The organism is Apibacter sp. ESL0404, from assembly GCF_019469245.1.
Classification (GTDB): Bacteria; Bacteroidota; Bacteroidia; order Flavobacteriales; family Weeksellaceae; genus Apibacter.
Genome location: NZ_CP048267.1, coordinates 36,900 through 61,772, shown reverse-complemented (window position 1 = coordinate 61,772; position 24,873 = coordinate 36,900). Strand labels below are relative to the sequence as shown.

At 28.3% G+C, this 24,873-nt stretch carries 19 protein-coding genes; 5 read left to right on the top strand and 14 right to left on the bottom strand.

From position 1 onward, the window contains the following. Window position 1: 1 nt before the first annotated feature. The 3 genes from tyrS to GYM72_RS00250 all read left to right on the top strand — a co-directional run bounded on the left by tyrS (window position 2) and on the right by GYM72_RS00250 (window position 2,314). The gene (gene tyrS, locus GYM72_RS00260) at window positions 2-1,300 is read left to right on the top strand and encodes a tyrosine--tRNA ligase (RefSeq protein WP_220264308.1); all 1,299 of its coding nucleotides are present in this window, start codon (window positions 2-4) and stop codon (window positions 1,298-1,300) included. 78 nt (window positions 1,301-1,378) lie between these two features. After that, on the top strand, window positions 1,379-1,873 hold the full coding sequence (locus GYM72_RS00255) for a hypothetical protein (protein ID WP_160568630.1): 495 nt from the start codon (window positions 1,379-1,381) through the stop codon (window positions 1,871-1,873). Window positions 1,874-1,888: 15 nt separating this feature from the next. Further along, the gene (locus GYM72_RS00250) at window positions 1,889-2,314 is read left to right on the top strand and encodes a DUF6646 family protein (protein WP_220264307.1); all 426 of its coding nucleotides are present in this window, start codon (window positions 1,889-1,891) and stop codon (window positions 2,312-2,314) included. A gap of 70 nt (window positions 2,315-2,384) precedes the next feature. Here GYM72_RS00250 and GYM72_RS00245 read toward each other — a convergent pair whose 3' ends face one another. The 9 genes from GYM72_RS00245 to GYM72_RS00205 all read right to left on the bottom strand — a co-directional run bounded on the left by GYM72_RS00245 (window position 2,385) and on the right by GYM72_RS00205 (window position 11,077). Beyond that, window positions 2,385-2,975, bottom strand: a complete 591-nt coding sequence (locus GYM72_RS00245; RefSeq protein WP_220264306.1) for an HAD-IB family hydrolase — start codon at window positions 2,973-2,975, stop codon at window positions 2,385-2,387. Beyond that, window positions 2,965-4,644, bottom strand: a complete 1,680-nt coding sequence (locus GYM72_RS00240; RefSeq protein WP_220264305.1) for a hypothetical protein — start codon at window positions 4,642-4,644, stop codon at window positions 2,965-2,967. Before GYM72_RS00240 ends, GYM72_RS00245 begins: the two co-directional genes overlap by 11 nt. Before the next feature lie 19 nt (window positions 4,645-4,663). Then, a complete protein-coding gene (locus tag GYM72_RS00235) occupies window positions 4,664-5,392 on the bottom strand; it encodes an SDR family NAD(P)-dependent oxidoreductase (protein ID WP_166005149.1) in 729 nt (242 codons plus the stop codon). Then, entirely contained in the window at window positions 5,389-6,189 is an 801-nt protein-coding gene (locus GYM72_RS00230) for a hypothetical protein (protein WP_220264304.1), read from the bottom strand. Before GYM72_RS00230 ends, GYM72_RS00235 begins: the two co-directional genes overlap by 4 nt. A 593-nt stretch (window positions 6,190-6,782) precedes the next feature. Further along, window positions 6,783-8,108, bottom strand: a complete 1,326-nt coding sequence (locus tag GYM72_RS00225) for an FAD-binding oxidoreductase (protein ID WP_220264303.1) — start codon at window positions 8,106-8,108, stop codon at window positions 6,783-6,785. 4 nt (window positions 8,109-8,112) lie between these two features. Further along, window positions 8,113-8,976 (bottom strand): decaprenyl-phosphate phosphoribosyltransferase, encoded by an 864-nt coding sequence (locus tag GYM72_RS00220; protein ID WP_160557630.1) that lies wholly within the window; start codon window positions 8,974-8,976, stop codon window positions 8,113-8,115. A gap of 90 nt (window positions 8,977-9,066) precedes the next feature. After that, entirely contained in the window at window positions 9,067-9,663 is a 597-nt protein-coding gene (locus tag GYM72_RS00215) for a ribonuclease HII (protein WP_220264302.1), read from the bottom strand. Then, the gene (locus GYM72_RS00210) at window positions 9,664-10,434 is read right to left on the bottom strand and encodes a C40 family peptidase (protein WP_220264301.1); all 771 of its coding nucleotides are present in this window, start codon (window positions 10,432-10,434) and stop codon (window positions 9,664-9,666) included. 10 nt (window positions 10,435-10,444) lie between these two features. Then, entirely contained in the window at window positions 10,445-11,077 is a 633-nt protein-coding gene (locus GYM72_RS00205; RefSeq protein ID WP_220264300.1) for an O-methyltransferase, read from the bottom strand. 590 nt (window positions 11,078-11,667) lie between these two features. Here GYM72_RS00205 and GYM72_RS00200 point away from each other — a divergent pair. Then, a complete protein-coding gene (locus tag GYM72_RS00200; RefSeq protein WP_105296398.1) occupies window positions 11,668-11,994 on the top strand; it encodes a YegP family protein in 327 nt (108 codons plus the stop codon). A 177-nt stretch (window positions 11,995-12,171) separates the two neighbouring features. Then, window positions 12,172-14,982, top strand: coding sequence for an excinuclease ABC subunit UvrA (uvrA, locus tag GYM72_RS00195; RefSeq protein ID WP_255571509.1), 2,811 nt, complete (start codon window positions 12,172-12,174; stop codon window positions 14,980-14,982). Between the two features lie 131 nt (window positions 14,983-15,113). Here the strand turns inward: uvrA and GYM72_RS00190 are convergent, their stop codons facing one another. The 5 genes from GYM72_RS00190 to GYM72_RS00165 all read right to left on the bottom strand — a co-directional run bounded on the left by GYM72_RS00190 (window position 15,114) and on the right by GYM72_RS00165 (window position 24,870). Continuing rightward, the gene (locus tag GYM72_RS00190; RefSeq protein ID WP_220264299.1) at window positions 15,114-17,384 is read right to left on the bottom strand and encodes an aconitate hydratase; all 2,271 of its coding nucleotides are present in this window, start codon (window positions 17,382-17,384) and stop codon (window positions 15,114-15,116) included. A 1,271-nt stretch (window positions 17,385-18,655) separates the two neighbouring features. Beyond that, entirely contained in the window at window positions 18,656-19,969 is a 1,314-nt protein-coding gene (locus GYM72_RS00185; protein ID WP_220264298.1) for a hypothetical protein, read from the bottom strand. A 1,711-nt stretch (window positions 19,970-21,680) separates the two neighbouring features. Next, complete coding sequence (locus GYM72_RS00180) at window positions 21,681-22,187, bottom strand: cupin domain-containing protein (RefSeq protein WP_255571508.1); 507 nt, start codon at window positions 22,185-22,187, stop codon at window positions 21,681-21,683. A 43-nt stretch (window positions 22,188-22,230) separates the two neighbouring features. Then, entirely contained in the window at window positions 22,231-24,048 is a 1,818-nt protein-coding gene (locus tag GYM72_RS09845; protein ID WP_255571507.1) for a carboxymuconolactone decarboxylase family protein, read from the bottom strand. 468 nt (window positions 24,049-24,516) lie between these two features. Continuing rightward, complete coding sequence (locus GYM72_RS00165) at window positions 24,517-24,870, bottom strand: DUF4280 domain-containing protein (protein WP_220264297.1); 354 nt, start codon at window positions 24,868-24,870, stop codon at window positions 24,517-24,519. Window positions 24,871-24,873 lie beyond the last annotated feature (3 nt).

Genomic DNA, 24,873 nt, shown 5'->3' with positions numbered 1-24,873 from the left:
TATGAATTCTTTTATTGAAGAGTTAACTTGGAGGGGATTAATTCATAATATAATCCCGGAAACAGAAGAACAATTAAATAAGGAAATGACGCTGGGTTATATTGGTTTTGATCCGACTGCAGATTCTCTTCATGTAGGAAGCCTGGTGCCTATCTTACTTTTAGTTCATTTTCAAAGACATGGTCATAAGCCTGTTGCTTTAGTGGGTGGTTCCACAGGTATGATCGGCGATCCATCCGGAAAAAGCGCAGAGCGTAATTTACTGGATAGTGAAACTTTACAAAAGCACATTTTAGGAATAAAATCTCAATTAGAACGATTTTTAGACTTTGATAGTAACAAGTCAAATTCTGCCATACTGGTTAATAATTATGACTGGATGAAAGATGTTACTTTTTTAGACTTTGCCCGTGATATTGGAAAGCACATAACCGTTAATTATATGATGGCTAAAGATTCCGTTAAAAAAAGATTAAACGGTGAATATCAAGAGGGTATGTCTTTTACAGAATTTACATATCAACTTTTACAAGGTTTTGATTTTTATCATTTATACAAAGAAAAAGGAGTTAAACTTCAAATGGGTGGTTCCGATCAATGGGGAAATTTGACTACAGGAACTGAGCTCATTAGAAAAAAAACCGGTGAAGAAGCTTTTGCTTTAACTTGTCCACTAACTACAAAGGCTAATGGTACTAAATTCGGTAAAAGTGAGGGAGGTGAAAATGTTTGGTTAGATGTAAATAGAACTTCCGTTTTTAAATTTTATCAATTCTGGTTAAATATAACAGATATTGATGCTGAAAAATATATAAAAATATATACATTCCTCTCCAAGGAAGAAATTGAATCATTAATTAGAAATCATAATGAAAACCCATCCCTTAGGATTTTACAAAAAAAATTAGCTGAAGAAGTTACCCGTTGGGTTCATGGTAAGGAAGAAACGGATAAGGCCATAAAAGCTTCCTCTATTTTGTTTGGAAAATCAACTAAGGAAGATTTCCTATCTTTAGATAAAACTACTTTTTTATCTTTATTTGAAGGGGTTCCGCAAAAAGAAGTTTCTTTAAATATTCTTAAAAACGGAATTTCAATTCTTGATGCATTATCAGAAATAAGCGGTTTTTTATCTTCAAAAAATGAAGCTAAAAGAGCTCTTAAGGAAAAATCAATTTCTGTTAATCAAGAAAAAGTTAACGATGATTTTATTATTAATGAATCAAATTTAATTCAAGGAAAATACGTTTTACTTCAAAGAGGAAAAAAATCATATTTTATCCTTAAAGGAATTGAATAAAATAGTTTTTATTTTAAGTAAATAAATTTTATAAAATAACACAATATATATTTTTGCAACACGTTATATAACAAATAGATGAAAGGGCTTATTAAGTTTTATCATCCTGATGAAACCTTAGTGTATCACATCAGGAAATGTTTTTGTAAGGTTGTTTTTCTTAACAAGAAAAATACATTAGTAGTTGAAATAGAATCAGATGATGATTTAGATCACGTAGAAGAAGACTCATATCAAAATGAATACCCGCAAGTGTCTTTTTCCATTGAAGATTTCGAAATTCCAGTAAAAACTATACAGCAACTTTGTGGAAAATCTTTTCAAATACCTTCGTATGAAGAAAAAGAAAATGAAAATGGCGAAGCAGAAGAATTATATTATACAAATCTGAATTTAAATGATGAAGAGGATTTGGAAACTGACAATAATGAATTGAAATTCGGTAAAGATGAACAGGGTAATTTAAAACTTATATGGCAAGGCTATTGTGAAGATTTTATTACTCAAGAAGAACCCTTACGATTTAAAGTATCTTGCTCATTTATCAACGATATCTTAGAAATAGATGAATAACCTGAACCATATATAATGAAAAAATTAATAGTACTTTTTTATTTTTTAGGGCTGATTTCCTTTACCCATGCTCAGAGTTTTAGAGGTATTGGAGACCAAAAAGTACAGTTAGGAATTAATGCTTTCGGATATGGAACCGGAATTACTGCTACTTATGATTACGGAATTATGGATTGGCTTTCCATTGGTGGGGGTACCGATTTTTATTGGAGCGCAGATGATGATAATTTTTTTATTTATGGACGGGCTAATTTTCATTTAAATGATCTCTTAGATCTTCCCCATACTATGGACTTATATCCCGGAATAAATATAGGAGGAAGAAATGACGGTTTTGGTATAGGTGCACATATTGGGTATCGGTATTTCTTCGATGATAAATTTGGTGCATTTGCAGAGCTAGGCAGCCATGGTTCTATTGGAGTTGTTATAAACTTATAAAAATATACAGAATATCAGATTAAATCAGGAATTTTACTAGTAGATTTTTTCTTCTGAACTTTCTACATTTTTATTCAAAATGACGATAAAAAGGATCTGTCGCAAGTTCTAACATATTTTTATCTCCTTTACTATCTCCAAATGCGTATATTTTGGAATAATGGGCTAATTGTATTTCACTAATTATTCTAACTACTTTCTGCTTATAATTACAATTGGGTGTAGCAAATTTACCGGTAAAAACTCCATCAATATATTCTGCTTCTGTTGAAATCAAACGTAATCCTAAATATTTTGCAAAAGGTTTAACCCATAGATCTAAGGAAGCAGTGACGATATATTTATTGGGTTCTCTTGATAACGCTCGTATGTATTCCAATGCCTTGGGCCTGATAATAGTATTTTTCCTACTTTCAAAATAATATTGAGCTAATTCTTCTAATTCTAAACGTGTTTTACCTTTTAAAAATTGAGAGATAAATTTTTGCTTAATTTTTCCTGCATTTAATATTTTAAATCTTACCAATATAAATAAAGGAATAAATTTAATAAAGACTTTTTTGTATTTATGAGGAAAAGAAAATTGTAAAAAATCAAATAAAGTATCTTTGTTTGTTAACGTTCCATCAAAGTCAAATATATATAAACAATTATTCTCCATCTTTTTTAATATAATAATATTTTTGAAATAAATAATAATTCTTTTTATCTTTTTCGAAATCTTTTATCGAAACAACTTGGGCGTTTACCCCATATTCTTTAAAATAGAATTCTTCACTATCATAATCGACTTTTATTTTAATAGTTTTATCGCCAAAACACTTTTTTAACATAGACAGACATTTTCTTTTTTCATAACTATTATATATTGTTTTACTATAGTTGTATCCTCCTATAATGAATATCATAATGGCAACCAAAGTTAAACTAATTTGACTCACAACTTTTAATATTGTATTGCCGAAATAATAAGTTATAAAAAAAATAAAGATCGGAAAAATCCATAATTGTGGTATAAAACGAGCCCACCATGCCCCTTGTATATAGGGTAGGATGCTAATAAAAATAAACATCACAAAGAATAACATTAAATTTCTTTGATCTTTTTTTAGATAAAAGCATAGTGCTATAAACAAAACAATTGCTAGTACAAAAATTCCACTAAACCAGAAACCGAATCCTGAAATTCTAGCACATGCTATTGATGAATATTTAATCTCATAAAATTTAAAGGTAAATGGTATTTTAAATTCTTCGATATTTTCATTTATAGTACCATTTGACCAAGAATGTGGAGCATGATTTACTCTATAAAATAGAGATTTAAAAGCAGCAATAATTGATAAATCATCTTTTAATGATGGCGGTCTTTGATGTTCAATAATATCAATTTTATTTTTTCCAACAATAGGATATATGGGATTCCCCTTTTTAAGTAAATTTTGCCCAAAAGGATACCAGGAAACAATTCCTATTATTATTCCTGAAAGTGTTAATAATTTTAAATTAGATATAATTTCTTTAATCCTTTTTTTATTTAATAAGTAAATAAAGTAAAAAAAGAACAGGAAAAATACTAATACAAAGGATGTCAACTTAATATTAACAAATAAAACAACGATCATTAATAATAATAAGTTTAAATAAGGACATTTCTCATTAAAGGATTTTAAGAGTAATAATGACAAACTTATTAATAATGATAAATAAATTATTCCATCTACGTAAAAGGTAAATAGTTGATTAATTACAATAGGATTAGCATTTAAAAACAAAGTAAATACTACTGAAAATATTTTTTTATTAAATATTTTCTTGATACTAAGATATGTAAAACATAAAGATGATAATAAAAATAAAAAATTGATAACCTTGGAAGATTCAATATTACGAGTTAAACAGTAAACAGAATATTGCGAAAATTCAATTCCTTTTACATAATGATTATATACATATTGAAAAGGAATATCTTTTGTCATCTCTTCGTATATAGGATTCCATTTTTTATTAATTTCCAAGATAATACCTTTATGATATAACATGCCATCCTGACTAAAATCAATGATAAAGCTATTAATGACTATTGTAATTAATACAAAAGCAGTAAAGCAAAACATGATTCCGTTTACCTTGCTTGTTGGAAATTTAAATAATGCTAAAAAATAGGACAGAATTATAGCTAAAGGAAAAACAAATAAGTTAGATTCTATCTTGAGATTTAAACATAAATTTATAAGTAAAAAATTAAAAAATAAGGTTGATATACATAAAAAGCCAATTAAATATATATCAATTTCTTTTAAGGAAAAATATGATAAAATTTTTTTCATTAATTTAAATGATCATAATTTACATCTTTAATTTTTTAAATATAAATTCAGGAATATTTCTTACAATTAGCATTATATATCTCCAGATGCCCGTAATATAAATTTTATTTTTTTTCTTCTTATATGCTTTATAAATAATGTCTGCGGCTTGTTGCGGTGAAGCGGTTAGGAGTTTAGGTAAAGCCATTCCCAAAGTCATCTTGGTATCCATAAATCCGGGAAGAACGGTCATAACATGAACATTTTTATGATAAAGATAATTACGCAAACCGTCTAAATAAACCATAAATCCGGCTTTCGAACTCCCGTAAATAAAATTACTTTGCCTACCCCGAAGTCCGGCAACAGATGATAATCCGATGATAGTTCCTGATTTTTTATTTTCAAATTTTTGAGCAAAATAATTTACTAATGGTACAAGTTTAGAATAATTTATTTCAAGAATTCTTTGTGTATTATATTCATCATATAATCCCGCTTCTGTATTTTTTCCTAAAAAACCTGTCGCACAAAATAACAAATCTGAATCAATAGAATCAAATACAGAATAATCAACATCTTTAGTTAAATCAAAATTTATAATTTCGGAATCTTGTTTAAACTTAATTAAAATATGCTTTGATAATCGTTGGGTTTCTTCCGGGTTTGACGTTATTAAATATATTTTGGGATACCTATTTATATTTTCAGATAATAATTTATTAATAAATGCTTGAGAGATGTCTGAAGTTGCTCCTAGAATTATCATTTTATTTCGGAATTGTATAATATTAAACTTTTATTTGTAATTGAATTGTCTTTTTGAATGGTTTGTATATCAGGATTAATTGATCTTACAATATTAGAATTTATATAACCTGATTGTAAATAAGGATGAAAGTATTCAAATTTTTTATTAAGTAATGGAATTTTATATATCGAAACATGATCGTTACCCGTATCATTTAAAAAATATTTTAGATTTTTTCTTTCTTTTAAAATTTTTATCACTTTTACTCTATAAGAAAGGTAATTTACCGGCGATTTCAGTTGATATATTATATTTATTGCTAACGATAAAATACTTAACATAAAAATATAATGCAATTTGTTAGGATAAATTTTAAAAAATAATATTAGAAATGAAAAACAAAAACAGAAAGATGCCGGAGCCAACATTCTTGTGTTTAATGATTCTATTCCCTGTGTAAATTCTGAAATAAACATTAAAATGAGATATATACATCCTATAGTCATTAATAATTGATGAAATGTGGTAACCTTACCTTTAAAAGGCCTTTGATAAAACCAAATATAGGTTAGTAGAAAGAATAAATCAATTAACAATATACCTATCATTATAAAAATTACTGCCGACGTTGGTTCCAGCATTTTAATTGAAAATATAGGATTAACAACATTTAGTACACCTAACAAATTATCTAAGGTATGTTTCCAAAGGCTATCCAATGAGGAAGCTGATCTTATATGCTCACCAAAAAAACTTCCAAATTCCAGGTAATTATAAATTAAGTATATACCAATTCCTAAAAATGAAAATAACAAATAATAAAAATAATTTTTAGAGATAAGTTTATCGAAGAGCTTATATTTAATTGTATAACATATAAAGTATATTGTTATTGCTATAAAAATATATAGGCCTGTATATCGTACTAAAGTTAAAAATACAGTTAAGATAACTGCCGGATAAATAATTTTAAATTTTAACTTGTTTTCTGTCAAAAATTTATTTAAATTAAAGATTAAAATATAAAAAAGCGTTAAGAAAATACTTTCAGAAATAGAAAGAATATAGAGAGAAATAATAAATTTAAAAGTAACCAGTAAAGCCGTCTCCTTAAAATAAAATTTTTTAAAATATGAGAAGCTAATTATAACAGCAAAACTTAGGCAACTAATAATTCGAGAACTAAAATAAAACTCATTTGTAAAAAAATATCCAATTCTTAAAACTATTGGATATCCGATAGGAAACAAATTACTTTTACCATTCGGTATTTCCTTTGCAATCTTAAAATAAGACAATGAATCAGGTGTAATACCACCAAACGGTAAAAACAAAGGTAATAAAGTAATACTTAATAATGTAATTATGATGAGAGTCCAATATTTAACTTTCTTATAATCCGCCATTATCAAGATAAATAATTGGTAATTCTTTTTCTTTGTAAAGAATCAAATTTACCCGTTTCAGGAACTTTGACATAGTCTATAAGTGATTTTTTGGACATGGAATCTTTGGCTAAATAAATCCTTCCCCCATAATGTTCAACTATTTCATCTAATTCCTTAACTAGAAATGGTAATTTTTTATTGATTTTAAAATCCAATGCTAAACTGTATCCGTCAATAGGAAACGAATTATGAGCATTTATATTTCCTTTTTTATATAATTTTAAAACTGCAAGGAATGAACCTTGTCCACTTTTTGCTATGGTTTTTAAAATCTCTGTCATTCCCTCTTTACCAACCTTTTTAGGTATTATAAATTGATATTGGATAAACCCATTTTTACCATAAATCCTGTTCCAATTGTTGATCGCATCTAGAGGGTAGAAAAATGTATCATAGTCTACTACATTACTTATGATTTTTTTTCTTTGTTTCAAATAATATAAAAAATTAAAAGCCTTAACAGACCATGTATTCAACACAAATGACGGAAAATCAAAAGGAACATTTAATTTTAATTTTTTCTTAGTTTGTAATGGATTTTCTTTCCATTGAGTGGGTAATTCTGACAACTTTGCATGTTCACCCACCATTAATATTGATCTCCCCATTTGGTTGCCTTTTTGTAGACAATCAATCCATGCTACACTATACGTCCAATTTTCACATTCCTCGAAAAATTTAAAAATCTCCTCAAGGTTTTCAGCCTTTAAAACCTTTTGTTTAATATATGCCGTCTGTATTCTTTTTAAAGTAAATTTAGCAGAAATAATGATACCGGTTAATCCCATACCTCCAATGGTATTCCAAAATAAATCGGAATTTTCCTCACGGGAGCATTTTTTTATTTCTCCATCTTGGGTGATTATTTTAAAATCAATCAAATAATCCCCAAAACAACCTTCAGAATGATTATTTTTTCCATGAACATCAGATCCTATAGCCCCTCCAACCGTAATTAATTTAGTACCTGGTGTTACAGGTAAAAAATAACCTTCCGAAACAATTACATCAAGTATATCGGATAAAATAACTCCAGATTCACATTCAAAAATACCCTTTTCTCTATCAAAGGATAAAAATTTATTTAATCGCAGAGTAGATAAAATATGATCGCTATTTAACGAATTATCACCATAGGACCTCCCATTTCCCCTTGCAATAATTGAAGTACTATTTTTTATTATTTTTACTATTTCTTTTACGTCAGATGTTACATGAAAATTAGTATTAACTACCGGATATTTCCCCCAATTAGTTATATTTATTTTATTTTCAATTTCACTCATCTTTTTAATTTAAATATTTTAGTATAAAAATCATCACAACCCAAATTGCCAAGTCTATTTGGAGAAATAAGTCTCTGTAAAGCACCTTGGTAGGAGATTCTGTTTTATTATATACAAAAGTTAATTGTAAATACCTTAGTATACCAATTAACGCAAACAAAGAAGTATATACAATATAATAATGGAAGTTCATTTTTATTACAGGATCTAAGGTATACATAATATAGCAAACGACAAAACAGGTAGAAACCATCGTAATTGCAATATCTATAAATTGAAGATTATATCCGTCTAATGCTTTTCTAGTTTCGCCGGTTAATTGAACGTTTATTAATTCTCCCCTTCTTTTCCCTAAAGCCATAACTAGTGCTAAAAAAAAGGTAACTAATATCGCCCATACAGTAATGGGTAAATTTGTTGCAAATCCTCCCATATAAATCCTTAGTAAAAATCCTAAGGCAATAATCACTACATCTATAATAGCAATTTGCTTTAATTTAAAGCTATAAGCTAAATTCATTACAAAGTAAACCGAAATTATTAAAATTACTCCCCAAGAATGAATAAGATACCCCATAAAATAGGATGCAAGAACTAGAAATAGAAAAACAATAATTGCATGATTAATTCGTATCTTCCCGGCGGCCAGAGGTCTATTTTTTTTTTCAGGATGCATTTTATCTTTTTCAATATCTATATAATCGTTAATTATATAAATTGAACTGGCTATAAATGAAAACGAAAAAAAAGCGACTATTGAATTTAACAATAAATGCAAATCCAAAATCTTACCTGCAAAAAATATAGGAAGAAATACAAAAAGATTTTTTAACCATTGCTTGATCCTTATTAACCTTAAATAATCCACTTTTATTTTATGTTCTTGAATATATAAGTTGTAAAGATAAAAAATTTATGTCAATTATATCTTTATACAATGAGCTTTAAAAGCTATAATTTATAAATTTAAGAATAATTGATTGTCTAACAGTTTAAAAGTCTTTCTATGAAGGTAAGTAATTCCATATTTTTTTATTGCTTGCCTATGAGCAATCGTTGGGTACCCCTTGTTCTTTTTCCATAAATAATCAGGAAATTCTTCATGGAATTTATCCATTAAAAAATCTCTGTAATTTTTAGCCAAGATGGATGCAGCAGCTATATTCATATAATTAGCATCACCCTTTATCGCACAAAAATGCAGTATTTCTTTATATTTATGGAATCTATTTCCATCAACTAATAAAAATTCGGGTTGAACTTTTAATTTATCTACAGCTAAATGCATAGCTAAAAAGCTGGCATTTAAAATATTAATTTCATCAATTTTTTGTGGAGAAACTTCTGCAATAGCATAATCAATTGCATTTTGTCTAATAATACTATCTAATTCTTTTCTTTTCCTTTCACTTAGCTGTTTGGAATCATTGATTTCTTCATTAAAAAAGTCTTCAGGAAGCACGACTGCTGCTGCAACTACAGGACCGGCCAAACAACCTCTTCCTACTTCATCCAGTGCAACTTCAAATTTATATTTTGAATATTTTAATTTCATTTAGAATATTCTTCTGATAAAACGCAACTGATGCGTATATTTATTAAGGTCTGAATTAAATATCCCTGTATAATCTAAATTGTCAATGCGCACTTTTCCGTGGGCATGTAAAATTTTCCGATCAGGAAGTATAAACCCAACGTGTATAATTTTTCCATCCTGATTTTCAAAAAAAGCAAGATCTCCCGGTTCTGCTTCTTCTATAAAACTTAATACTTGCCCTTCTAATGCTTGTTGACCGGCATCTCTTGGTAATTTATACCCGGCTAATTTATATACCATTTGCACCAAACCACTGCAATCAATACCATAGGTTGTTTTTCCACCCCACAAATAGGGAGTATTTATGTATTTAAAAGCCAATTCTAAAATTTGATCTTTTTTTTGTTTTCCTTTTAACAAAGTTTCATCAATAAAAAAATGTTTATCTGGAGCTAATTTAAAAACACTATTTTCAATTGCACCGTGAACCTCTGCACCAATGGTAACCGGAAAAGGTTGATTATTTAAAATTAATAGGCTGAAAGGCTCTGATATATATGAATGATCTTGAGAAAAATTAGCAAATTCTATTTCACTTAGAATGGAAACCTGTTTATAATCTACCCATCCTTCATAACCATCAAAATAAATTTTAATTTTAACCCATTGTTGTTTCACTTCTAAAATCTCACATAGCTCTCCAAACAACAATTGAGTAACCATTTCTGAAGAATCAGACGGTTCTTTTCGTACTGGGGCAACACTTACCTGGCAAATAGATTTACTCATAAATGCAAATTTATTTTTTTCTAACAATACTTATACCATCTCTGATAGGTAAAATTAGCACTTCTAGTGATGAATCCGATCTTATAAAAGAATTGAATTCCCTTATACTTTCCGTTTTTTTGTCTTTAAAATCTTGGACTACCTTTCCCTTCCATAAAATATTATCTGCTATTATTATTCCCCCTGAACGCAACTTTGGCTTGACTATCTCAACATACTTACTATAATTCTTTTTATCGGCATCCAGAAAAACCATATCAATTTCCTGATTAATTTCTTGTAAAACATTTATAGCATCATCCAAAATAAAATGAATTTTTTTAGAGTATTCAGATTTTAAAAAGTATTTTTTTGGTATATATGCCGTTTCGCGATTATTATCTACTGTAATTATTTTACCGGACTCTGAAAGTCCTTCAGCTAAACATAAAGTTGAATATCCGGTAAAAGTTCCTATTTCAACTATTAAATGAGGAGAAATTAATTTCGAAATCATACTTAACAGTCTTCCTTGCAATAAACCGGACAACATATGTGGTTGTGTCGTTTTTAAATACGTTTCTCTCCTTAATTCTTTTAATAAAGTCGGTTCTTCTGTACTGTTTTTTTCTATATAATCTTCAAGTAAAGGGGGTATCTCCATTATTTTATATTATTCTTTACAAATATAATTCGTTTCTAAAAAATCATTACCATTAAATGGCATTATATCTAACTAATAATTAGGACATTTAAACTTAATAACATTTACATTCTATTATATAAAATGTCTTCTATAAAGCAAATTATAAAGAAATTTTTTTTATCAAAAATTTAATTACACATATTTTTAATGAATTTAATAACATAAATTACAATAACTTTTTAACAGTATAACATAATGGATAAAATACAATATTTTTATACACATAAAAGTTACAAAGAAAAAATATAACCATTATAAGTATATATAAGATAAACTAAAATCATATAAAATTGCATGCTACTGGTGAAAAATGCAAAAATGTCAGTATACAATTTTGTGTACATCATTGTAAAAATTATCTTAAAAAATGTTAAATTTTAAATTATAAATTTTATTCAAAATAAGCTACAATCCTTTATTTTAGCCTATCCTATGATATTATCACATTTTTTATCTATTGTTAAAAAATACAGAATAGTTTTGTTTATAAAATAATGGCATGATTTTTTCCTACCTTATGCCATATTAACACTAAATAGTATAACAATATGTTTGAAATTTTCAAAGACAAAGAAGGAGCTTTTTTCTTTAGATTAAAAGAAAAAAATGGTCAAATTATTCTTGAAAGTGATGGATATACACAAAAAACAAATTGTCAAAAAGGAATCAGTTCAGTAAAAAGAAATTCCAAAAATGAAGATCGTTTTGAAGTGAAACAAGCTTCCAATAAAAAATGGATGTTTAGTTTAAAATCCGGAAACGGACAATTAGTAGGGACCAGTTCTTATTTTGATTCTGAAACCGATGCTAAAAACGGTATAAGAACAGTAATGAAAACTGCACCTGTATCCGAAACAGTTGACTTGTCAAAATAATAGATTCCATAAATTGTTATCAAAAAATGAAAAAACCATCCGCTGGATGGTTTTTTTTTATAATTAATACGATACTAATTACATTTTTAAAAAATTATTTATTTCCCTACCTTTGTATATACTATATTTATAGTAAAATAGCGTTACTTTTCAATTTAGCTAATCAAATACAAACTTTTGAAAACAAATAATAAAATTAAAACACATCCAGATCAAGATGTGGTTTTCATAAAAAATGCACATCTTCATAATCTTAGAAATATAGATGTTTCCATTCCCAAAAATAAATTAACCATAATAACTGGTGTATCCGGAAGTGGAAAATCTACCCTGGCTTTTGATACCTTATACGCAGAAGGTCAAAGACGATATGTGGAAAGCCTAAGCTCCTATGCGCGGCAATTTTTAGGAAAATTAGAGAAACCTCAAGTAGATGACATTAAGGGACTTGCTCCGGCAATTGCCATTCAACAAAAGGTTATTTCAGGAAACCCTAGATCAACCGTAGGAACTTCTACTGAAATTTATGATTATTTAAGACTATTGTTTTCTCGTGTAGGTAAAACCTATTCGCCCATATCGGGACAAGAAGTAAAAAAAGATGAGGTTACAGATGTTATCGATTATATACTCTCTTTAGCGGAAGGTGGTAAATACATCTTATCTGCTCCGATTACTACGGTAGATAAAGATTTTAAAGTATTTTTAAATACTTTGAAAGGCCAAGGATATGTCAGGTTGGAAGTTGGTGGAAATATTGCTACTATTGAGGATTTGGAAAGTTTTGGATTTGTACCGGATAGCAATACCCCTATAAATTTAGTTATTGAACGTTTTTCCGTTGAACATAATGAGGAATTCTTACAAAGATTTGCTGATAGTGTTCAAATTGCTTTTTACGAAGGCAAAGGCTCTTGTTCCATTAAAAATGTTGATACCCAAGAAATTAAAACCTTTTCTAATGCATTTGAACTGGACGGAATTAAGTTTTTGGAGCCTACCATACATTTTTTTAGCTTTAATAATCCTTATGGAGCTTGTCCGGTTTGTGAAGGATATGGAAAAATTTTAGGTATTGATGAAGACCTGGTAATTCCTAACAAAAATTTATCCATATATGAAGATGCTGTTGTTGCTTGGAGAGGAGAAAAAATGAGTGAATGGAAAGATGATTTTATTAAAAAATCATCTAAACTCAACTTTCCCATTCACAAACCGTATTTTGAATTAACAGATAAACAAAAAGATATTTTATGGAAAGGTACAGGGGATCATAGTTTTCCCAGCCTGAACCATTTCTTCAAAATGGTTGAAGAAAATACGTATAAAATTCAATACAGGGTAATGCTTTCCAGATATAGAGGCAAAACTATTTGCCCGGAATGCAAAGGAAAACGTTTACGACCTGAAACCAATTACGTTAAAATCAATGGATATTCGATTAACGATTGGATTGATTTACCTATTGACCAATTACACGGTATAATAAAAAATTTAACGCTTAATGAATATCAACAAAAAATTGCTAAACGATTACTTTTTGAGATTAATAGTAGAATTGAATTTCTTTTAGACGTTGGCTTGGGATATTTAACTTTAAATCGGGCTTCTAATACCCTTTCAGGGGGAGAATCTCAACGAATTAATTTAGCAACGTCATTAGGAAGCAGTTTAGTAGGTTCAATTTATATTTTAGATGAACCTAGTATCGGACTACATGGAAGAGATACCAACCGCTTAATTACTGTACTGGAAAAATTAAGAGATCTGGGAAATACCGTGGTTGTAGTTGAACATGATGAGGATATTATGAAAGCTGCCGATTATTTGGTTGATATTGGACCAAAAGCCGGTAGTCTGGGAGGAAATGTCGTATTTTCGGGCACTTATTCGGAAATGATGCAAACCCATACATTAACCGCCGAATATTTAAATGGTGAAAAGAGAATTGAAATACCTAAAACTCGAAGAAAAACTAAAGAATTTATTGAAATAACAGGAGCCAGACAAAATAATTTAAAAGGCATTGATGTTAAATTACCCTTACACTGTTTAACGGTTATAACCGGAGTAAGCGGTTCAGGTAAAAGTACCATAATGAAAAATATCTTAACTCCTGCATTACAAAGAAAATTGGGAATAAACGGTGATAAACCCGGTAATTTTTCCGAATTAAAGGGAAATTGGAAGGAAATTAAACATCTGGAACTGATTGACCAAAATCCAATCGGAAAATCTTCTCGATCTAATCCTGCTACCTATGTTAAGGCTTTTGACGATATACGCGATTTATTTTCCAAGCAAAAACTAAGTAAGCTTAACAATTTCAAACCGAAACATTTTTCATTCAATGTAGAGGGCGGACGTTGTGAAACTTGTTTAGGAGAAGGATTTATAACTGTTGAAATGCAGTTTATGGCAGATATTGAATTAGAATGCGAAACCTGTCATGGCAAAAGATTTAAGCAAGATGTTTTGGAAGTAAAATATGAAGGTAAAAATATTGCTGATGTCTTAGAAATGACCATTGATGAGGCCATAGCCTTTTTCAACGAACACAATCAGGATAAAATTGCAACCAAATTGCAACCTTTACAAGATGTGGGCTTAGGTTATTTGGAATTAGGACAATCATCCGGTACACTATCCGGAGGAGAAGCTCAACGAATTAAATTAGCTTCATTTTTGGTAAAAGGTAATTCTTCCGAAAATACCTTATTTATTTTTGATGAACCAAGTACCGGTTTGCATTTTGATGACATAAATAAATTACTAAAATCATTTAATGCATTAATTGAGAAAGGCCACAGTGTAATGGTTATTGAACATCATCCGGATATCATCAAATGTGCAGATTATCTGGTTGATATCGGGCCGGATGCCGGAATTAATGGAGGAAATATTGTCTTTCAAGGCACTCCTGAAGAAATTATTAAATGTAAAGAATCTTATACCGGACAATTTTTAAAAGAAAAGTTTAACGAATAATGATACGTACACTTTGTTTACACGTTTAAATGTTTATTTAAAAATGACAAAATTTCAGTGGTCAATCATTATATTATTAAAAGAAAAAACACCGGAATGAACCGGTATTTTGTTATGATTGTTTTTTTATTTTAGATCTTACCCTCATTTTTCTTAATTAAATTTAATGCTGAACCTGCCTTAAACCATTCGATTTGTCCATTATTATAAGTATGATTGGCTATGATATTTTCTCTAGTTCCATCAGAATGAACTAATTCAATAGTAATAGGTTTTCCGGGAGCAAATTGATCTAAATCTAAAAAATTAAATAGATCATCTTCCTGAATTTTATCGTAATCTTCGGGATTACCAAAAGTTAAAGCTAACATCCCCTGTTTTTTTAAGTTTGTTTCATGTATTCTTGCAAAGGATTTAACCAAAACAGCTCTTACTCCTAAATGACGTGGCTGCATAGCTGCATGTTCTCTTGATGATCCTTCTCCATAATTATAATCTCCTACAACAATAGTAGGAACTCCATCTGCTTTATATTTTCTTGCCGAATCAGGAACAGCCATATATTCCCTCGTATCTTCATTCTTAACTTTATTTGTTTCCATGTTAAAAGCATTTACAGCACCAATCAAAGTATTATTTGAAATATTGTCTAAATGCCCTCTGTATTTTAACCAAGGTCCGGCCATAGAAATATGGTCTGTAGTACATTTTCCATAAGCTTTAATCAGCAATCTCATTCCGGTAATATTTTTGCCGTCCCATGCAGGGAAGCTTTCTAACAACTGTAATCTTTCTGAAGTAGGTGAAACTTGAACCTGTATTCCGGAACCATCTTCGGCAGGTTTTTGATATCCCGGATCATCTACTTCAAATCCTCTCGGTGGAAGCTCAAATCCTTGAGGTTCGTCCAACATTACCTCTTCTCCTAGATCGTTTATCAATTTATCTTTTCTAGGATCAAAACTTATATCTCCTGCAATAGCCAATGCAGTAACTAATTCCGGAGAAGCTACAAAAGCATATGTATTAGGATTTCCATCTGCTCTTTTGGCAAAATTTCTATTGAAAGAATGCACTATAGTATTCTTTTGTTGTTTTTCTGCCCCTTCTCTAGCCCATTGTCCAATACATGGTCCACATGCATTTGCAAAGACTTTGCCTCCAATTTTATCGAAAACAGCTAAATATCCGTCTCTTTCTACGGTATAACGTACCAATTCCGACCCCGGTGTTATGGTATATTCTGCTTTAGGACTAATCTTTTTATCTGCTGCTTGTTTCGCTATCGAGGCTGCTCTTGAAATATCTTCATAAGAAGAATTGGTACAAGAACCTATTAATCCGACATCTACTTTTAAAGGCCATCCATTTTTTTCAGCTACTTCTTTAATTCGAGATATAGGTGTTGCTATATCCGGAGAAAATGGACCATTGAGATGAGGCTCTAAAGAAGTTAAATCAATTTCAACAACCCGGTCATAATATTTTTCCGGGTTTTCATAAACTTCTTTATCGGAACGAAGTTCCTCTTTAATTTTATCTGCCATGTCTGCAACCTCTGTACGTCCGGTAGCTTTTAGATACTTTGACATATTTTCGTCATAAGCAAATATTGAAGTAGTTGCTCCTACTTCCGCTCCCATGTTACAAATAGTTCCTTTTCCAGTAGCCGATAATGATTCTGCTCCTTCTCCGAAGTATTCTATGATACATCCGGTACCTCCTTTTACGGTCAAAAGACCTGTTACTTCCAATATGATATCTTTAGGTGCAGTCCAGCCATTGAGTTTACCTTTAAGATAAATTCCAATTAATTTTGGAAATTTTAATTCCCAAGACATTCCCGCCATAACGTCGACCGCATCAGCTCCTCCAACTCCTATGGCTACCATTCCTAAACCACCTGCATTAGGAGTATGGGAATCAGTTCCTATCATCATTCCTCCCGGAAATGCATAATTTTCAAGAATTACCTGATGTATAATTCCCGCTCCGGGTTTCCAAAATCCTATATTGTATTTGTTGGAAACTGATGATAGAAAATTATATACTTCGTTATTTTTATTGATTGCCTCTTGCAAGTCTTTATCGGCTCCAACTCTGGCCTGAATTAAATGATCGGCATGAACGGTAGAGGGCACCGCTACCTTTTTCTTACCGGCTTGCATAAATTGTAATAAGGCCATTTGTGCAGTAGCATCCTGCATAGCTACTCTATCCGGTGCAAAATCTACATAAGATTCTCCTCTTTTATATGCTTCAGATGGATTTCCATCAAACAAATGTGAATATAATATTTTTTCAGAATATGTCAGAGGCCTCCCCACTACTTTTCGCGCCATTCCAACCTTTAACTGAAAGCGATTATACACCGCTTTTATCATATCTAAATCAAAAATCATATAGTAAATTTATTTTTTGCTTTGTTAATTTTATGTAACATTTAAATTTTACTTTACTATTGCTGTTTAATGACAGCCTTTTAATAAAACAAGTATTTTTAAAGGAAAATTTATCTGCTAGGTTTTTAAATATACAATTTTAAAATCAATATATATGATGTTTTAATTTTTTGACAGATATTTATAAAGATTCTAAATAATTTTAAGATATATTACATGCATTATATTAAATAAAGCTTTTTATATATAAATTTATTTGATATAAGAATTTATTTTTTTTATTCAATTTATACACATTTATTAATATTTAAATATGACTAATTAAAACCACTATAAAACTATCTATAATTAAATAAAAGAGGAAGTTATTAACATATATTTAAATTATTCTAGTGTTACAAACGGATTTATTTGCCTATAAATTTAAAGCATTAAACAAACAAAAAATAATTTTATTTAATCGATTAAATTTTATTTGAGTTTTCAATTAAAAGCTCTCTTTTTTTTAAAAAAAAGAGAGCTTAAACTACACTAATTAGTTGTTTTGGCTATAACAATAGGTGCTTAAATATTTAAAATTTGTACTTAGCAAAGATATTCTATTATTACTACATTAAATTGAGGAATCCCGTAATAATTATTTTTTTTATTGATTTTTTTTTATCAAAATATAGTTTTTTAATTAAAAAAAATTTCATTATACAATAAATCTTCTTTATTATAGCTTATTCACGTATAATATAATTCATTATAAATTTATTTTATAATTTTAATTTTAAATATAAATTTAATCGAAATATGAAAAAAATCATATTAAAAAAAAATTACCTAATAATCTAAGATATATACTAAATACTATAAATGAATAAAAATATATTACAATTTGAAGAATCTAAAATTACAATTTTTATATTTAGTATATTTATATAATATTAACATACAAATAAACATTATAATTATATATTATTATAATATTGAATATTAATGCTTTTAATTAATGACAAAAATATTTTTTTCTTAAATTTTAAAATATTTACATCACTGTTGAAACCATTAAGCTGAATTTAATATTTTTAAATTATCATTTTTATTGCATATATTGATTTTATAATATGCTAAAACTCTTATTATTTAAAATTTAAATCATCATAATAAAATTATAAGCTTATATTTTAATAATTCTTATGAATCATTAATTGCTTAAAGTATAAGAAACTATATCTTCAATTTTTATGAAATATTTTCCTATTAATCTATTACTTAATTAAATTTTAAATTACATATTTATTATTCTTACTATACAAATAATAATCTATCGGTTGCGGAACACCTTCTAAATAATAATCATAATGATTAAATATATTTTTTTCTCGTTTAGAAGCTTCATACCATTCTTTAAATTTATGCAATCCGTAATAATTATTTTTTTTAAATTCTTTTTCATATCTACCATCATCTTTATAACGATAAAAGTGCCCCATAAACATCTGATTATAATTGTAACATTTATCGTATTTAAATGATTCTCCCCAGTATAGAAGATAAGCAGCAATTTTTGCCTTTAATGAAATGTTCAATTCTTTTTCATGTTCTAATTTATTGGCAAGATATTCTGCAATATACATGATATATAAATTTTTATTAGGAGTTGACAGCTCTTTGAATACGTCCAACGTATTCTGATTGATATGTACGTTCCCATCATAATCTTTAGTCCATAATAATTTACCTAATTCCTCAAGATCATTATCATTAGCATGCTTATAAAAATTTGGCAATTTAGTATTCTCTATTACCCATTTCAATAATTTTTTATCTTCCGTATACCCAAAATCAATCACTAAGCTTCTCATGAAGCGTGAATCATGTTTAATTAACCAAGAAAATTGACTTGAATCATCATTAAATAAATACTTATTACGAGAAATTAATACTTTTTGATTTATGTTTACCTGTTGAGGCAATTCTTCAATATCTTTCCATCTTAATGTCATCGTAATTTCACCCATAGAATCAATTATATATGGGGGTTCTTCAAATGGAATATCGCGATATATATTCTGATAATCTAAAATGTATGGTAATGGTAAAAATGATGTTATAAAATTTTTTTTATCAACTATATATACATTACTATTAATATTTGAATAATCATATTGGTATTTAGATGACTTATCATTTTCTTTAAGACTACTAATTTTTAAATAGGAATTTTCTGATTGAGAATCTATAACTTTACCAAAAATTGATTTAATTTTTTCATCAAATATTTCTTGATTTGGAAATTCAAATCCACTACTTTTTAGTATTATTTCTTCTATTGATACTAAAACATCAAAATCTTTTTTAGAATAAAAATTACTGAAAAATTTTGTATTAGCTCCAATTTTAACTTGATTTCTTAAAGTATTTAAAAGATCAGGAATTTCTTTTATATTTCTAATTTTTCTATTTTCTTTTGCTCCTTTTCTTTCTTCCACCATACTCTTTTCTCGTGTTTTATTCTTTTTAGAATAACTGATTTTATCTTCATTACAATTATATAGGAATACGATAAGAATTGCAATAATTAAGTTTATTTTCATAGCTTTTGTTAAGAGTTTTACCCTTAGTAAATAATTATCATAGATTAAATTAAACCTTTACATCTTCTTATTTATAATAAATATACTTATTACGATATTTAAAATAATATTAACAAAAGAAACATATCAAAGAAATAAAGCATGATTATACTTCAATATTTCTCCTAATATTTTTAAATCCAATATTTAAATACTGGAAACCCAAAAATTTATAAGTATCATTTATTAATACTAAGATTTTAGCCTATATAGAAGCATTATCAATAAGATAATTATAACGATATTATTTCTTTAGCTTAACCAAACTTTTAAGTATAAAACAATTTTATTCATTTTACAACGTATAAGATCAGTTTTAAGAAACTATTAATGTCGTTGCATCTTAAAAATCTAATTAGTTTAAAATAACTAAATTTATTTATTAATACAACTTTTAAATATTCGTAATTAATAAGTTATAATTTAATTTTTAATAAAAAATTATGATAAAGAATTATAAACATTAAGATCTTTTTCTTTCTGAATAAGATGAAGATTAATTGCAATATAACTTAAAAATGAAATTTTTCTCTAAATAGCAGCTTTTGTGAAAAAAATAACAAATAAGATACTTCGATTGAGTAGAAACGAAAATTTTATTTTGATTTATAAATGTTAAATCAATATTTTTTTTCTCATAAGAAGACTTACAACTTACTTTATGAAAATTGATATCATAATTATTGTAAAATTTACTATGATTATTAATAATTATCTTATTATTTAAATTTAATTGAAAATTGATAAGATTTTCCTTTCTATTAATAAATTGAGGCAAACTTGAAAGCAAGAACGAACTTTCATAGCTTTCTTTTTCTCTGAATTTATCAATATAAAATTTTTCATTTTTTTTGATTAGATAAAAAAATAATCCATAAAATAAATCATATTTGGCAGAAATATTCATATAAAATAATTTTTATTATTAGTAAAATCAAATTTTAAGCAAATTTAGTAATTATTTTGATATTATATTTATAATTAAAAAAACAAAAATTATCCTAATAAATAATACACAAAAAAGTAAACATTTTGTTTTATATAAACATTATTTATACTTTTTAATCAACAATACATTTTTACATATTTTCATTAGTATTATTTTTTTTATACTCTATAGTCAATATTGACAATTCATTTTTTACTAAATTAACTTAATTGATTACTCTTATTTTATAAGAATTCTGATTCTACCTAATTATATAATTTTAATTTTAAAATTTATTATTTTTAGATTTTATTTTTAACTTTTTTTATTCAAATAATTCCTATTTTATAAAAATTACTACTTAAATCAATAACTTTATTTTATATTTTTAAAAATTTTATATTATTTTTAAATTATAAAAATGATTGACTAAATTCTTAATTCTCAACATCTACTTTATTATTCAAATTCATAAAGTAATTAATATTTTAAATTTTATGAATTCCTCTTTACAGTTGCAATACAGGCAATTAACTTCCTATTAGATAAATGCCCTATAAGTTTTAGAATATTGTTGGTCATTATCTTTATTAATTATACCGTTTCAGATATGTGTATTTTAATCAAACAAATTGTGGATTTATATTTACCTAATCTTGAAATTTTACAAATTTTTCCAATAGAGAATATTCTATTTATAAATAAGATTTAGTTGTTAAAAATTCAAAAAGTTTATCCTTGTATTTATTTATCCCCGCTAAAATATTGTTTATCGGTAACCGGATGAAGCCACACAGCTCCGCCTAAATTGCTATTAGTTCCAATGGCAATATGTGTCATGGACTGATCTTTTGAAGCTCCATGCCAATGCTCAATATCAGGCGGACATTTTATTACGTCTCCTTTTTTAATAATTTCAACGGGCTTCCCTTTTTCTTGATACCATCCTTCCCCTTCAGTTATCAATAATATTTGACCTCCAGGGTGATAATGCCAATGAGTTCTTGCTCCCGGCTCAAAACTTACAGAACCAATTACAACATTATAAACGTTATCGGATGGAGCTAAATATGTTAACCATACGTTTCCTGTAAAATGCTCATTGGAAACCTTAGTTCCTTTAAGAAAAATCGTCGACACTTCCCGTGCATCCTCCAATCTATTACTTTGATGGGTACTCCTACACGCCATTAATAATAATAAAGTACATAAAAGTATTCCTTGAAAAAATGAGCTCCTAATTTGATTCATGGTTTATTAAATTTAAAAAACTCAACGATTTATCCTCTACTTTTTAAAGGTTTTTCTTATAAAATTCAACTAATTTATTTACTGCTTGAGATACGTATTCAGGCTTCCAATAGGTTTGTATATGAGTTGACCCTTCTATTTGGAATAACTTCTTATTTTTTGCATTAATAGCCTTAGAAAAAGCTTCTTCGGTCATGTATTTGGTATCTGCTTTACTTCCAGCAATCATTACTAATGGCTGATTAAGTAATTCTATTTGATCGGTCGCATCCCACGCCATTAAATATATAAGGCTACTAGTAGTATAAAGAAAAGTTGAATTGGGATGCGCATGAGTTCTGTAATAATATACAAATCCTTCACGATATAAATCCGTAGGAGTTTTATTAATCTCTTCATCTGTAACACTAGCTACTCCCGAATACAAAATTTTTCCTCCGGATGCTTCTTGGGCTCGAGCCTCGGATGCTTGTTTTAATCGTTCTTGAATCGTACTGATTTGTGAGTTCCGGAATCCATTGCGTCGTACTTCTCCCGAATTAAACATACTAAGAGTGGCTATAGCTTTTAATCTTTTATCTGTTTGAGCCGCCTTAAGAGTATACCCACCGCCCCCGCAAATTCCCAGAGCTCCGATACGATTGGCGTTAACTCCGGGGTATTGAGAAATGTAGTCTGCCATGCCATGAATATCTTCGGTGCGATAGGCCGGATTATCCGTATGACGAGGCTCTCCCCCACTGGCTCCTTGATAGGCAGCATCGGCAGCTATGGTAATATAACCTGCTTCTGCCAATTTTTGCGCATAAAGTCCGGCAGTTTGTTCTTTCACTCCCCCGTTAGGATGGGCTACAACTACAGCCGGATATTTTTTTGAAGACTCGTAATGGGCCGGAGTATAAACATTAGCTGCTATTTCAATTCCATGTAATTTATAGGTAACCGGATGTATATTTACTTTCCCCGGTTCATTTTTTCCGATCGCGCCTTCATAAACTAAGGTAAACGGATTTAGTTGATCATTTTTATGAGACGATTGTGCTTGTATTGCATCAGCTCCTACTAATGATGTTGCAATAGCTAATATTGAGGTTAATTTATTCATGATTAAAATGTTATGTTTTTTTTCTTGCTGTTCAACTATTTCATTTACAATTTTTCGCACAGAGGCAGCTTCTTTTCTTTTTAAAGTTGTTTTTATTATGGATGTAAATTGTTGAAGTTGTCGTGAAGACCATCCTAAATGAAGACAGATATTTAAATGAGAACGAAGCATAGGTTCTGCTTTTCCAATTGCACTAATAGCTGAAATGGTAACTAACTCCCTTTCAGCATAAGTAAGAATATCTCTTTCAAAAATATCGGCAAATAAATGTTCTTTCAAAAAGGTATCAATTATCGGAGCAAATGCTGAATAACCACTAAGTTTTTCAGGTTGTTGGGTTTTAGTCAATTCTTCCAGTATCCTTTTTCCTCTTTCATATTTGTTTTCGTTCCTCTTAAGGGGAGAAATATCTTTTCCATCTATGTCTTTTATGCCTTGATTTTTACGATTCTCAATCACTTCCATAAAGGTTTGTAATCCCCGAATACTTCGCGGAAATCCACAATAGGCATATAAATGTACCAAGATCTCTTTGATTTCATTTACTGTTAAACCGGAGTTAAGCCCATTATTTAACGCTTTTTTAAGTTGAGATAAGTCTCCTTTAGCTGTATAGCTCGATATAATTATTATACTTTGCTGCCTTGAATTCAAAAGAGGATCCTGTATTTTATTGTTATATTGTGATATAAGATGGCTAACCATACCAATGACAATAAATAAAAACAGTATGGTTTTATAATATATTATTTTCATCCTTTAAATACATGCAGTTGTTAACAAGAATCTTCTAAAATTTAATTACTTCATCTCTACCTATACTCTAATTGCAATGATTATACCTTTATAATTTTTAAATCGTTGATAAAGACACCGATGGTATTTTTTTAAACTTTTTTTATTTCATAAACAAATTATTTTAATGATAATCATGTTTATAAACATTGATAGAGCTAATGTAAATTTCTGATTTTAAACTACGTTAATTTGTATATCTATTACCTTTATTTCTACCAATATAACTGATTTTTAAATGGATTGATTTTCAAAAGAGAGGAGGTACTTATAGGTGTAGAAATTAGAGTTATTAAAAAAATAAAAGCACCAAAAAAATAATTTGGTGCTTGTTTTTATATTTTTAGATTAATTGATTTCTTTTCTACTATCTATTTACTAAAATAAAAATTAAACATCTTTGTTTTTCTGTCACACTTAAAATTTATATCATTCTAATTCATGACTTTCTTTATGCCCTTTATCAACAACTTTAATAGTGCCTCCTGTTGCGCAAGGACAAAAAGAAGTATCCAATAAAATTTTATGGCCGTTTAGTTCATCTTTTTCCGCAGTTTGCTTCCATAAAAGTGGTGCCGGCATGCAAGGACGATATCCTCCGGAAAAAGGTTTTAATTTGCACAAACCTAAAGGATGTATATTGATATTGGGTTCTTTATCTCGCTCTGTGGCTATCGCTTTATTTTCTATATAGAAAAAATTTTGACTTGTTACCGTTAATTGTGTTTCAATAGTTCCCTTATCGCATTGTAATACTGCTTTCTCTGTTATTTTTTGTGACATTTT